The sequence below is a fragment of the Butyrivibrio sp. MC2013 genome (genome assembly GCF_000424585.1).
Lineage (GTDB): Bacteria > Bacillota > Clostridia > Lachnospirales > Lachnospiraceae > Butyrivibrio.
In genome coordinates, this window is record NZ_AUKE01000034.1 from 1 (window position 1) to 13,343 (window position 13,343).

General features: G+C 39.2%; 16 protein-coding genes and 2 pseudogenes. 1 reads left to right on the top strand and 17 read right to left on the bottom strand.

Translation table 11 applies throughout. The features are described from left to right. The 12 genes and pseudogenes from G636_RS21305 to G636_RS0113835 form a co-directional block, all read right to left on the bottom strand. A partial coding sequence (locus G636_RS21305; protein ID WP_442855997.1) for a DUF6431 domain-containing protein occupies window positions 1-162 on the bottom strand: 162 nt, incomplete at its 3' end. 198 nt (window positions 163-360) lie between these two features. After that, entirely contained in the window at window positions 361-918 is a 558-nt protein-coding gene (locus G636_RS18665) for a GIY-YIG nuclease family protein (RefSeq protein WP_051227037.1), read from the bottom strand. Window positions 919-1,106: 188 nt separating this feature from the next. Beyond that, the gene (locus G636_RS0113785; RefSeq protein WP_022778134.1) at window positions 1,107-1,736 is read right to left on the bottom strand and encodes a methylated-DNA--[protein]-cysteine S-methyltransferase; all 630 of its coding nucleotides are present in this window, start codon (window positions 1,734-1,736) and stop codon (window positions 1,107-1,109) included. 28 nt (window positions 1,737-1,764) lie between these two features. Continuing rightward, entirely contained in the window at window positions 1,765-2,454 is a 690-nt protein-coding gene (locus tag G636_RS0113790) for a hypothetical protein (RefSeq protein WP_026508528.1), read from the bottom strand. A 52-nt stretch (window positions 2,455-2,506) separates the two neighbouring features. Further along, a complete protein-coding gene (locus G636_RS0113795) occupies window positions 2,507-3,445 on the bottom strand; it encodes a hypothetical protein (RefSeq protein ID WP_026508529.1) in 939 nt (312 codons plus the stop codon). Window positions 3,446-3,801: 356 nt separating this feature from the next. After that, window positions 3,802-4,329 carry a GNAT family N-acetyltransferase gene (locus G636_RS0113800; protein WP_026508530.1) on the bottom strand — a complete coding sequence of 176 codons (528 nt, stop codon included), beginning with the start codon at window positions 4,327-4,329 and terminating at the stop codon, window positions 3,802-3,804. Between the two features lie 17 nt (window positions 4,330-4,346). Then, complete coding sequence (locus G636_RS0113805; RefSeq protein WP_026508531.1) at window positions 4,347-5,069, bottom strand: class I SAM-dependent methyltransferase; 723 nt, start codon at window positions 5,067-5,069, stop codon at window positions 4,347-4,349. A 72-nt stretch (window positions 5,070-5,141) separates the two neighbouring features. Continuing rightward, window positions 5,142-5,363 carry a DMT family transporter gene (locus G636_RS21310; RefSeq protein WP_442855996.1) on the bottom strand — a complete coding sequence of 74 codons (222 nt, stop codon included), beginning with the start codon at window positions 5,361-5,363 and terminating at the stop codon, window positions 5,142-5,144. A gap of 332 nt (window positions 5,364-5,695) precedes the next feature. Then, window positions 5,696-5,767, bottom strand: a pseudogene (locus G636_RS21225) (carboxymuconolactone decarboxylase family protein); the annotation flags it as partial. Between the two features lie 107 nt (window positions 5,768-5,874). Beyond that, window positions 5,875-6,495, bottom strand: a complete 621-nt coding sequence (locus G636_RS0113820) for a cyclophilin-like fold protein (protein ID WP_081668498.1) — start codon at window positions 6,493-6,495, stop codon at window positions 5,875-5,877. A gap of 306 nt (window positions 6,496-6,801) precedes the next feature. Continuing rightward, entirely contained in the window at window positions 6,802-7,803 is a 1,002-nt protein-coding gene (locus tag G636_RS0113830) for an alpha/beta hydrolase (RefSeq protein WP_026508534.1), read from the bottom strand. Between the two features lie 15 nt (window positions 7,804-7,818). After that, window positions 7,819-8,043 (bottom strand): hypothetical protein, encoded by a 225-nt coding sequence (locus tag G636_RS0113835; RefSeq protein WP_026508535.1) that lies wholly within the window; start codon window positions 8,041-8,043, stop codon window positions 7,819-7,821. Between the two features lie 176 nt (window positions 8,044-8,219). On the opposite strand from G636_RS0113835, the gene G636_RS0113840 reads away from it, so the two are divergent. Next, window positions 8,220-9,095, top strand: a complete 876-nt coding sequence (locus tag G636_RS0113840) for a LysR family transcriptional regulator (RefSeq protein ID WP_026508536.1) — start codon at window positions 8,220-8,222, stop codon at window positions 9,093-9,095. Between the two features lie 244 nt (window positions 9,096-9,339). Here G636_RS0113840 and G636_RS0113845 read toward each other — a convergent pair whose 3' ends face one another. The 5 genes and pseudogenes from G636_RS0113845 to G636_RS18675 all read right to left on the bottom strand — a co-directional run. Then, complete coding sequence (locus G636_RS0113845) at window positions 9,340-10,014, bottom strand: DUF4417 domain-containing protein (protein WP_026508537.1); 675 nt, start codon at window positions 10,012-10,014, stop codon at window positions 9,340-9,342. Then, entirely contained in the window at window positions 9,995-10,357 is a 363-nt protein-coding gene (locus tag G636_RS0113850; protein ID WP_026508538.1) for a hypothetical protein, read from the bottom strand. The genes G636_RS0113845 and G636_RS0113850 overlap by 20 nt, the downstream gene beginning before the upstream one ends. Further along, window positions 10,354-10,842, bottom strand: a complete 489-nt coding sequence (locus G636_RS0113855) for an EndoU domain-containing protein (RefSeq protein ID WP_026508539.1) — start codon at window positions 10,840-10,842, stop codon at window positions 10,354-10,356. Before G636_RS0113855 ends, G636_RS0113850 begins: the two co-directional genes overlap by 4 nt. Before the next feature lie 299 nt (window positions 10,843-11,141). Then, on the bottom strand, window positions 11,142-12,233 hold the full coding sequence (locus tag G636_RS0113860) for a Fic family protein (protein ID WP_051227039.1): 1,092 nt from the start codon (window positions 12,231-12,233) through the stop codon (window positions 11,142-11,144). A gap of 395 nt (window positions 12,234-12,628) precedes the next feature. After that, window positions 12,629-13,333, bottom strand: a pseudogene (locus G636_RS18675) (group II intron maturase-specific domain-containing protein); the annotation flags it as partial. Window positions 13,334-13,343 lie beyond the last annotated feature (10 nt).

The following is a 13,343-nucleotide window of genomic DNA, read 5'->3' on the forward strand; positions in this document are numbered from 1 at the left end:
GCTCTCATTGGTACACTTCAACCTGTTTATTGCGAACCACTTAGGTTCAGAATCACGATAACGCTGGATTCTTAGGACCTTATCCCTGTATTTCAGACCACTCTTACATTCCGGACAGATACATTCTTCTTCACTTTCAATAAAAAACACCCAATTTCTCATTGAAAGTTTTTGTATATTTTGATACGCTTACCATGGTTTTAAACCATGGATTCCGAAGGGATTGTCGCTTGCTAGGGGACCTCCTTTCGGAATCTTCCTTTCTACAGACTGATTGACAGTATATCAATCAATCCAGCGACAATCAAAGGTATCAACTAAAAGTCATTCAGAGAGGGTGCTAACAACATTACCTCAATGCTAATTTTTGTTATACCCAAACTCCCTTGTCATAAGTGCCTCTTTCCACCATGACTCTCTTTCTAAGATTGTGTCATCATCAGTGGTACTCTTATATATATCTAAAATGCTGTATCTAAAATTCTTTTTAATATACTCTAAATCTAGATTCTTAAGCTCAGCGTTGCCTCCATGTCCAGTTAAGATATAGTCTTTCCATCTTCCCCAGAGCATATTCTCACCGGTTGCCGAACCAACATACTTTTTTCCATTTTGTATATCAGAGATTAAGTAAACGCCTTTTTGATTCGCAAGTGCAGTCTTCCAGGCATCAGTTTCGATGTAGCCAGACAATTCTTCCCATGAAACATTCACTTTGTCATACCCTGGAAATACTGTTTTGCATACATCCCTTGTAATCTCAAGAACTTCTAAATCTGTTACGTAATTCTCCAAACAAAGATATGAAGCTCGAAAATCTTTTTTTAAACCTATTATCATTCTTCCTATCAAATCTGTTGCTACATCAACAAGCCTTGTAGAATATCTATATTTTGATGGACCATTTGGTGTTTCCATAACACTCAAACTCTCATATATTCCTGCAAAAATCCACTCGTCTTTGCGCCAATATATTAAAGACAATATATATTTTCTTGGGAAGTTTTTCTGCGTTTGTTCTTCTTGCCAAACTGGAATTTAATCGCTCTACAAAGTTGTCGAGCTCTTTCTCTTATAAAAGAGCCCCGCAAAGGTCAGGGGCTTTATTATTTATTGCGCCATTGATATTTATGTAAATCAACAACTCCATCTTTGACTTCGACGCCTTCAGAGAGCAGGATTTCTCCCTGCTTCCAGGCTCCGCCAAATGCATAGTTGCCGGCAAGTTCGCCTTTTGAGTTTACTACACGATGACAGGGAATTGTGCTGGGGTCAGGGTTTTTGTGAAGAGCATTTCCTACAGCTCTTGCCATCTTTCTATCCCCGGCTTCTTCTGCAACCTGCGCATAAGTTGCAACACATCCCTTTGGGATTCTGGCTACAGCATCATAAATCCTCTTAGTCGGAGAGTCTGCTATCAGGTCGTAGCTCTCGGCAATCATGAGCTTTATGTCTTTATCCGGGATACTTCCATCGAGGATGATTGTATTCCAATGCTCCTTATTCTGATGGTATCCGGGAATAACTGAGCTGTAAGCCTTTCTCCAGAAAAAAGCCGTCTCGGGATCAACCTTCACATTGAGATTAATAAAGCCCTCTCGTTCATAAGTCCACAGGAATGCTTTTTTATTATACTTATATCGCACCAGCTGCCAGTTAGGATCGTGGAAGGGCGCTTCCTGATAAGTATCCGGAAAAGATAATCCGTATTTTAATGCTTCTTCTCTTGTTTTCATGAAATAATTCTAACACATTCAAATAGAATTACTCATAATTCACTGTTATTTTTCCCAACGTTATTTTATCCAGAACCTTATCATTAGTCTTTACTGTATGTTCCGGTAGAATCTTTTCTTGATAATACACGCCATCCCAGTTTAGAAGCTTTTCCGGGTCTTCGGAATATCCTGTTAAATCACAGGTATTTACAAGAAATTTGGCATATTTTACTGCAAGAGCATGTTTTATCCGCATATTAGTGAGGATGCTTTCATCCAACCCTGTTCTTGCAAGCTGATTCCCGGTCATGCTGCTTAAGATCATCTTTGCTTCGACCATTGCTTGTTTTTCTTCCGCGCTACTTAATACAACTCCTTCATAAAGAGCTCTTTTATAATAAATCTCATCTGATATACAAGTGTTAACTGCCACCTTCTTGGCGTAATCACAGACAAACTGAGAATCCATGCCGGCTGAAAAGTGGGTATTCCACCAGTGCTTTGGATTCTCAGGATCATACAAAAGTGCCTGGTTCTGCACAAACTCTTCTACTTCATATATGTAATATCCAAATTCTCTTAAGGTAATCTCGGTATCATCAACTGTGATCAAAGGCTCATCAAGATGATCTTCATAAACGAATCTGCTCAGTATTCTCCCGCAAATAGCAGCAACTATCAGGATGACGTTTGCAATTAAAATTATTATGATAGCTCTTTTAACTGATCTCTTCATAATCTATCTTCTCTCATCGGTTAATCCGGCATTATTCCATATTGCTTTCTTATCACAGAATTCCTAATCCTGTTTGTCTTATCTCCTCAAGCTGCTCTGCCCTCAGTGTACCCGCCCTATACAGTTTAAGATATTCATTTTCAATTGACGAGTCAAAGATCAGCAGATCATCAGTATTTATGGTAACCCTAACACCATTCTCCACCAATATTTTGATTGGATGTGTTTTATAATCCTTTGCAAATCCCAGCATTACATTGCTACTGGGACAGACATTAACCTGTATATGATTATCGGCCAGAAATCTCATGGTTTCTTTGGATGTTGATGCATTAATTCCATGATGCACCTCTGATAGGCCAAGAGTCTCCACAGCCCTTCTGACATCTTCCGCTGAACCCGTTTCTCCAACATGCATCTTCTTAGTTAAATGATACTTCTCAGCCTTTCTATATAGCGGCAAAAAAGCTTCAAATGGTTGAACATTTTCTCCTGCGCAAATATCAATTGCCTTGAAATATCCTAAACCTGCATATTTATCTAGTTCATCAGTCTCTTCTTCCACGTTTCCAAAGGCGGGATATGTAAGCTCAGCCTCAAAAATACTATCCGGGCAGAATGTTTTATGGAATCCTTCAATAAGCTCTTGGAACTCTTTTACAGTTCCTACCTGGTCCACTTCAGCAGTACCAAAATTCATAACAAGACGAGTTATGTTATTTCGCTCAGCCTCAGCAAAAGCGCCCTCCCATCTAAGCAGCATATTCTCATAGCCATCACAAAAGGGCTTTATAGAGGACCTAAACCATGCGTGCATACCTTCAAGCCCTTCTAGGTGCTGTGGTGGCTTAGGAATATCAACATTCAGTTTCTGGGCAAGCCACTCTCTTCTGCATCCTTTGGTTGAGTGATTGTGGAGGTCGCTTTTTGGTGCAGCTAAAAGCTTATTTATGTTGTTTTCTTTTAAGCCTTGTGAAAAAATATTCTCCATACCAATCTTCCCTTTCGCTATTGAGGTATTAGTTTATCACTTATAAATTTCTTTAAGAAGAAAAGATTTTCCACATCTTCTTACGCCTGTTATCACTTTCGGAAATCCATTATTTCTGGCATTGATCAACTGATTTAGATATCTATCTCGCTTTATCTTAATCAACAAAGTTGTAGAATTCTACACTTTTAGCGATTATCACAATTCGATAAAAAAACACCCCAGAACAGTTGCCCTGAGGTGTAATAAGTCGTATATCATTTCCAAGACAAGTTGCTGTTTACCTGCTGCGTACGGTAGAAAGCTGGTGGCAACTTGAATAACTGCGATCAAAAATAATACTCTGATTTTACTTTTCATCGAAGTTTTTTTGACAAAAACAGGAGCAGATCATCGTCATTTACACAAGGTGCATACTGATCCAGAACTTTGTTTTGATACCAGACACCGCTTCCATCCGGGATATATCCTCGTTTAACATATATCCTCTGTGCCTGCCCGTATCCGGAATGGACACCCACTGCCAAAAATACCATATCTGAGATTTTAGCAGCTTCGCTTTCCGCCACATCAAGTAGTTTGCTTCCTATTCCTTTCCCGTGGATGTCGAAGAATACTGTTAGATCAACAATTTCGGGATAGTCCTGTCCTCCCCATGGTCCTTCCGTGGGATGTAGGACAAGAGTACATTGTCCTTTGACCGCGCCCTCATATTCAGCGATAAACACAAGTCTTTCGCCTTCTTCCTGCTCTTTGTAATAATCCTCATAAACCTTAATCTGAGGGTGCCATCCATAGGAAAGATATGTGTCATACAATATCTTTGCATCCTCTGGAATCATGCTTCGAATTTTTAAGGTTCCGTCATCGTAATATGTTTTCATATATCTCCACACATAAGTCAGGATTTCTTTTTGAATATCAAATGGTTGAAAAATGCAATCTTTCTGAATTCGTCCATGGTACTTGCCTTGGCTTCAAGCTCAAGCATGGATTTGTACCAATCATCGGTGTATTTAATCTCGTTGTTTGAAGACAAGCCAAAGAACGCTCTTATTCCGTATGTTTCTGAAAGTGCCATTTCTCCGGAAAGCAAATCAGTCAGGAACTCATTACCATAAACATCCCTGTTTCCGAACATGCTGTCCTCTGCTACGTTGTTCAGCAGGTCCAGTGCCGCATGCGGATTATCTCCAAGCACAGCACTTCCCATTACTCTACCGAAAAGATTATGCTTGATTATAGACAAAGTACCTTCCTGTTTTAATACCCTGACCAATTGCTTTAAGATTTCTTCCTTGTTTTCGACATACTCCAACACATTGTGACAAATGACAAAGTCAATAGAATTATCCGGGACAGTCTTAAGATAATCCAATCCTTGTGTAATCAGAGTATACTCATTCTCTTCAACACGCAGGCTATACATTTCTTCATTTGGCTCTACAGCTACAACATCATGGTTCTTGGCATAATGATTGGCTGTAATACAGAATCCCGCTCCAAAATCCAGAATTCTGATTCTTTTATCATTCGTAATAATCAGCTGTTTAAAAATCATTTCGTAGAACATTCTGCCCCAGGGCTGATCTACCATATTTCTGTAATCCTTAATCGTTCCCATATCTCACTTATCATAACCCTTTCTGAAACAGTTGATCCTCGGTGCCATATATGGTTTTAAAATCACCGATTTTTACAAAACCGTACTTTTCGTATAAGCCTTGTTCGCCCTCACTGGCAACGAGCACGCGCTCTGTTTCCGAGAACTCTTTGTTACGCATCTTATAATTCCAACTACAATTAAAATAACACATATAACCTGTGGAACTGACAATTTCTCATCAAAAAGAAAAATCCCAAGCAGCGTAGTACCCACGATTCCCATGCCTGTCCACATAGCATAAGCTGTTCCCAAATGAAGCTACCTAAGTGCGATCGACAAAAACACATCTGCGCATCGGTCGCATCCATAGCGGAGCGTTATTATATCATAGGAAAGCAATTTCCTATGATATAATAAAATACGCCATTCCCCTACCTGCTAAGACCTAACGGTAAAGGAATGACGTTTATCCTACTACTCGGTAGCAATGGGCGTCTTTTTAATTCAACTGTTCTGATGTTACCTAATAATTCGGGTTATGTCAATCTACCAATATCCATACTTACTGGATTTTCAGATAATCCTCTTCTGCATCCGATTCATTACATCGGATATACTTCTTTTGCCAGATTAAACACAGCTCATGCCTTTGGCCATCCGGCATAGAAAGCCACATGCGTGATAACAGCAGCCATCTCTTTTTGAGTAACGCCATCTGTTCCTTTATAACGTAAATTAACTGTAATGCTCATCATAGACCTCAAATCACAGATTTTTACCGGTTTCATATGCTTTCATCATATTGCCTCACTTCTCATAATCTTTATTCATTAACGCTGACTGTTATAGTAACATTGCCAGAGCCAAGTAGCCTTCCCAATTCTTCCTCAGACTTGTTATCTATATGACCAAGTTTTGTATAAGCCCAGCTGTTTGAACCGTAAAACACTACCAGCTGATTACCTGAATACAAAACAATGTCCCCGGCACTTGTAGTCATCTGCTTATCATTCCTTGGAATAGACTGACCGATAGAGCCAACCTGTTCAAAGTCGCCATACATAGACATATCAATGATGATAGGTTTATCTTCAGCCAGATTCTTCAGAGCTTCTACTGATTCATTTTCTTCCCAGATTATCTGTATCTCTTCATCATTTATAAAAAGCTTAAGCATATTCTCCGCCAACCTTTCTTCTGAATCAGTCATACTCTCTTCACTTTTTGAAGATTCCATCGTAGCCATATCAATGTTCCTTGCCTCTTCTAATTCAGGCCGGGTTTGAGTCATTTCTTCATTATCCTTATTCGGAATAGCTACCGCTTCTGAAACTGACTCAGTATTAACAGGCTTTCTGCATCCTGTAACGGTAAATACAACAAGCAAGCATAATATAATCCAGGCTCTGCATTTTTTCTTATAAAAGATTTTTTCCAAACTCATAAGCTTCCTGCTTTTCCTCTTCTTTTCCGTCTGCTTCACCCATGTCATTTATTCCGCCACAGAACAGTGAACCTTTAAATGACGCTTTTTCAAAACAATCTACCCAACCATTCAGACCACTGACAGCTTTCTCAGGAACAAAAGTCTAATCTTCAGCAGCTGTTGAAAGCATATAGACATTACGAAATCTATAATCCGAAGGAAAAAGCGGATTAAGTCTGTCAAGAAGAGTCTTCATCATTGCTCTTTGCTCTTTGCTCTATGGCTTGTCTTTATTATCAAAACCTTACTCATTGTCATCTCTCCTTATTTCAGATATTCATTAAAGAAGCTCTCAAGTTTATCAAACGGAATATAATCCTTATCTCCTCCATCATATAGGTCCGTATGTACCGCATCAGGGATGATCATCAGCTCTTTATTATCAGCATATTTGCTGTCCTTTATCATGTCCGCATAAGCGTCTTTACTGAAGTAGCAGGAATGAGCCTTCTCGCCATGTACAAGAAGCACTGCACTTCTGATTTCATTGCTGTATTTAAGGATTGGCTGATTCACAAAAGATTCACAGCCTATTACATTCCATCCGTCATTGGAATTAAGGGAACGGGCATGATATCCGCGATCCGTCTTGTAGTAATCAAAATAATCTTTTACAAAGAAAGGTGCATCTGCAGGCAGAGGATCTACAACACCTCCTGCGCGCTTATATTCTCCATTCTTTAAATCTTCAAGACGCTGAGCGCACATAGCCTTCTTCGCTTCATATCTCTTTTCTTCACTATCATCGGCATCAAAGTAACCTTTTGCATTAACTCTTGTCATGTCATACATGGTCATTGCAGCTGTAGCTTTGATCCTTGTGTCAAGAGCAGCTGTATTGACAGCCATTCCGCCCCATCCGCAGATTCCTATGATTCCGATTCTTTCCGGATCTGCTTTTTCATTAAGTGAAAGAAAATCAACTGCAGCCATAAAATCCTCTGTATTGATATCAGGTGATGCCATATATCTTACGTTGCCGCCTGACTCTCCTGTAAAAGAGGGATCGAAGGCTATTGTAAGAAATCCTCTTTCTGCCATGGTCTGGGCATATAATCCTGAACACTGCTCCTTAACAGCTCCAAAGGGTCCTGACACCGCTATAGCAGGAAGCTTTCCGTTCGCATTCTTTGGCACATACATATCCGCTGCAAGGGTTATCCCGTAGCGATTCACAAATGTCACCTTGCTGTGTTCCACCTTCTCACTCTTTAGAAAAGTCTTATCCCACTCTGTTACTAGATTAAGTTCTTCTGTTCTGATCATCATTTGATACCTCCGTTATCTCTGCTTCATTTCGTTTTCGATTTTTCTTAGCATGAAATCCATGCAGTCAACTTTTCTTCCGCATTCGTGGTACTCGTCCATGGCTCGGCATCTCTCTTTTTTCAGAAGCCTTACCATCTCATCCATACTGCCTGACTCAAATCTTTCCAGAATAGTATCTGATGCCTCATTACAGCATCCAGCATCTGAAAGGCTTTGCTTTAGATATTCTTTATCCATGAGTATTCCTCATTTCCGTGCAACTATTTTGTTTACAGCTTTATTGTATAAGCTTGTGAGATTTCTCGCTAATGGTTATAATGAATATCATGATATTCTGTTTTGGCATATCATTTAGCATTTCGAGTGCTGCACTGCGTAGCATTTCGAGTGCACTGCGCAGGGAAGGAATCACCATGGAAATCAGGACTTTAAGATATTTTTTAGCAGTAGCAAGAGAAGAAAATATGAGCAGAGCCGCCGAGATACTGCATATGACTCAGCCAACTTTATCCAAACAATTAAAATCATTGGAAGAAGAATTAGGTAAGAAGCTATTCACTAGGCACAGTTTCAGCATAAAGCTGACAGAAGAAGGAATCCTTCTCAGAAACCGCGCAGAAGATCTTGTTAGTATGGCTGATAAGATTGAGCAGGAATTTGTTTCACTTGATGATATAAGCGGAGGAGACCTGTACCTTGGACTTGCAGAATCTTATCAGCTAAGATTCCTTGCAAGAGCGATCAAGACCTTTAAAGAAAGCTATCCCAATCTCCACTATCACATCACAAGTGGCGATACAGAGCAGCTATCCGAAAAAACAGAAAAAGGGCTGCTTGATTTTGTTGTTCTGGTTGAGCAGCCGGACATCAGAAAGTATGAATATCTAGAATTTCCACAGGCTGATACCTGGGGACTTATCATTCCCGAAAATGACCCTCTAGCAAAAAAGAAATCCATTCGTCTGGATGACCTGATAGGATTATCACTTTTCTGCTCAGATCAGGCCTGGAACGGAGATATAAAAAGCTGGGCAGGGAGCAGATTTTCAGATTTGCAGCTTGAAGGGTCTTTTCGTCTTTCCTACAATGGTTCTATTTTCACAATGGAAGGTCTTGGATATCTTCTCACCTATGATCATCTTATTGATACATCAAAAGACAACGGCCTTGTATTCCGACCGTTGTCTCCTAAACTTGAAAACAAAATATATTTCGCATGGAACCGCTATCAGGCATTTACACCAATAGCAGAAAGATTTTTATCGCACCTGAAAGCTCTGGTGTTATAACCCATCGTTTTGGACCACTAACCCCGTCCCCCAGATTCGCTTTTGGCACGCAAAAAGACCCGGTACAAATGTACCGAGTCTTCTGAAATCTGCAATGCAGATTGATCATCTCTTTGAGAACTTTTTGAGGTATTGAAGTGCCGGATTTGAAGCATTTTCACCTCAAGTTGCTGTTTACCTGCTGCGTACGGTAGAAAGCTCAGGGCTACTGTATGCGGCTGGTGGCAACTCTCCCAAATGACAATCATTTTTGTTTCATACGGGTAGTCCAATCAGGATATTGAATGAAACTCGTCTTATCGTAAAGTCCTCCGAATATCTTATCAGGCATAGCGCCATAAACAAGAACAACTTCTGGTTCAAGTTCCTTCAGCATCTCTTCAAGACCTTCTCTGAAATATCTTTTGGATTCAGTGGATTTGATTTGTCCATATGTTCCGATAGAAACAATGCTATGTTTATCCACTCCCTGAAATGCCACCTTTTCTCCGAGAAAATCTGATTTATAAGTTCGCTCATCTCCCCATCGAATGTTAGGCACAACATAAAGCCCTTGCTGGCTTAAGTAATACCCCACTGCTCTGTTCAGATAGATATCAGCGATTTGAACACATAACGGCGCGTCAAGATAAAGTGAACAATCTGGTGTAACTATTCCCGGAAACCTTTTTAGATTGTCAACGTACTCTTCGGTATTTATTAATATTTCCCGAAAGTTGATATCATTTTCATAAAAGCATACAAAATCATTCTTATCTTGGCTCCGCTCTCTGATTGAGAACGGAACCATCCCTTCAGGAATAATAATATCTTTTGGTGCATCAATATGTGGTATTTCAAACTTTCCATCGAAGAATGCGGTTTCTACCAAAGAAACTCTAAAACCTTCATCTACCAGATTAGTCGCTGTCTTTCCCATGTTCTGCCTCCCACCTCAATATTGCTTCTGCCCCTTCTATAGCACCAGCAATATTGTATGTAGCACATTCCTCAGGGAATTTAGTCATTAGTTCCTTGTAGCACTTAACTAATTCAGTATTTGGTTTTTTTTCAACAACCTCCTCCAATACCTCACTAATCCAGGAATATTCCGAAGCAGTGCATTCATTATTCAAGAAGTCTATTGTCGATGTAATGTCTTCTGATAGGATATCAGTTAAAAGTTTCTGGCATTCCTCTATTCCGTCTGCCCATTCTCCGCAACTAATATCTTCCACATATTCTCTGCGTTTAATGACTTCTCTAAACTTTTCTATATTCATTTTTTCTTACCCCCTTTACCATATGGTTGTTTTGCATCTGGAAAGATGGTTCCTATTTGCCCATGTGTTCGTATAACTCCAACACGAACTCCTTTCCACATTCCAAATACAGCCACTCCATCCTTGGTATGTCTATTTCCTTTCAAATTTGCCACATGCTCTCCTGCATGTTTTATGTCCTTGCTAGTCCAGTTCTTTGGAAACCACGATTGTCCCATAGATTTTGTTTTTGCCTTATTTGTATGGTCCAAAACATGTCCTACTCGTACCCCATTAGGATAGGTCTTCTCAACCTTATATCTAATGCCATACTTATCAAGTTCGTTCATGCCCGCTTGTCCGTGTCCCCCACTCTTAAGCCGTATATGATTGCCGTTACGTGGCTTTGTATAGGCACCTTCATTTGAATGAACTACTGAGAATTGGCTTGCAGATCCGGCAGCACCTCGAGTATTTAAAACTCTTCCTGATTTAGTTGTACCCATAGACGTTCCCTCCTGTCATATCTGACAGACAAGGAACTAAAACAATTACTTTTTCCATTTTCTCCTCATCTTTCTGCCAAGAATCATTCTTGGCCAAACAATAAAAAGATTATTAGTTACATTTTTATTGCTCTCTTAGAAAGATTGAAGTAGAATAATATATACCGATTTTGAAAGATTCTACTGAGTCTTTCTTCGAGAGAACGTATAACTGTTGGCGCAGTTATACGTTTTTCTTATTAATCACAATCAAATATCATCACCTCGGCTTTCCAATAGATTTTATCAGCAAATTATTCTTAACGAATAATATCTAATAATCCATAATAAATGTATTTTTTGTTTCTCTGTTTACCATCTGTTATAAGGATTTTTTTATCTACCATCATATTCAGCAGCCTATTAACACTCGTCAACGGTAGTTTTGTTTTTTCCACTATCTGCTTAGCAGTTGTAATAGGATACTGATATAGCATATTAATAACTGGAACAACATTAGATGTTTTTGTAAAGTCACAAGCAATATTCATATGTGCATCATAAAGTTTGTTTATTGCTGTAACAATACTAATGTACTTATCACACTGATTCGCAACTGTACTAAGGAAAAATTTAATCCACTCATTCCAATCATCTTTCTGCCTTATATTATTTAGTAGGTTATAATATCTCAATTTGTCATGCTCAAGCGCTTCACTAATAAAAAAACACGGAAGCTCAATTTGCTTTGTATAGTAGAGATACAAGGGAATCAGCATTCTCCCAACACGTCCATTGCCATCCATAAATGGATGTATAGTCTCAAACTGAGCATGTATAACCGCTATTCTTACCAATGGTTTTAATACATCGGATGGTTTATTGATGTAAGAGATCAAATTATCCATCAATTCCGGAACCTTTTCTGGCGCAGGAGGCGTAAATGTAATTGCGTGCGTTCCATCATTCTTTCCTATGTAATTCTGCTCCACCCTATATTTTCCAATAACTTCAGGTTTTCTGACATTTCCATTCATCAAAATAGCATGCAGCTCGCAAAAGAATTCGTTGGAAAAATCCTCTCTTCCCAAGATGTGAATACCTTTTTTAGATGCGTTAAAATAATTGATAACTTCATTGATATTTTCATCTGCATCATTTGGCTCTGCTTGATTTGTAAGCACTCCATCAAGTGTTGCTTGTGTTCCTTCAAGTAAAGATGATGCCAACGCTTCTTTTTGCTGCAATGTTGGCATAAACCAACTACTATCCAGTTTACTATCAGCTATCTTCTCTTTATATACCTCAAGTTTAGCTGAAGCATCTATAAGCTCATCCAAAAAATATGAATAATCAATACTCCCATTGCTTAAAGGTAAAAATCCTGCTTCATAAGCCTTCACATCACCCATATATCCACCTCCAGAATCAATATATCACACTTAAAACCAAATATCAACTTTTTTGGTTTTAACACTTCACTGTTTTCCCAAAATATAGCATTTTGGAAGTCAAATATTTCAGCCTTATCATTTATTTTTTGTCGTTTTTCTATATATTGATGTGTTTTCATTGCTGTCCACAATATATAGTATTTTATTGTTTTATACAGAAAATTCTTATAAAACCAAATTTGGTTTTTACGTCCCACTTTACCTATTAACAATTGGTCTTTTATACATAATTTCACCGCAATAGATAAAGGGTACCGTTCCCAAAATAACCTTTATAACTGAATCGAGTAGGAGGGAGTGATTAGCTCCCGTCCTCTCACAGCACCGTACGTACCGTTCGGTATACGGCGCTTTCAATAGTTGACGTGCACAGACTGATAGGCTGTGGCTAAATCATAGAAGCCACTGTTTATCAGTCTTTCTTTTGTCATCGCCATGTTGACTGCGACTGTATGTGTGGTAAACCAATATCCACGCCGACTGTTACCAGCCATGTACGCCAAGTCCTCGGGTACACCCATCTTAATCAGATTTCGCACCTTTGTCTTGGGCTTCTTCCATTGTTTCCATATACACATACGTATTCTGTGATAGAGCCATCCATTGATTTCGTCTATGTTGTTCTTCATGCTTGCTATACCGTAGTAGTTAAGCCATCCTCTCGCATATACCTTGATTTTCTCAAGGCTAGGCTTGATGGATTGCACAGACTTACGGGAAGATAAATCTTTCAGCTTTGACTTGAACTTCTTCAATGACTTTGGATGAACCCTGACGAAAACGCCACTTCCGTTCCTTCCCAATGCAAAGCCAAGGAATTTAAAATTTCGGATTGCAAACACGCTGACAGTACGACTTTTCTCTCGATTTACTGTTAACTTCAGTTTCTCTTCGAGATATTTTGTACTGCTTTCCAAGAGTCTCTCTGATGCTCTTTTGCTTTTCGCTAGAAGAACGATGTCATCTGCATATCTTATGCAAGGCACACCTCTTTTTAGAAACTCTTGGTCGAACTCATTGAGGTAGATATTCGCAAGAAGTGGAGATAAATTTCCACCTTATGCCGAG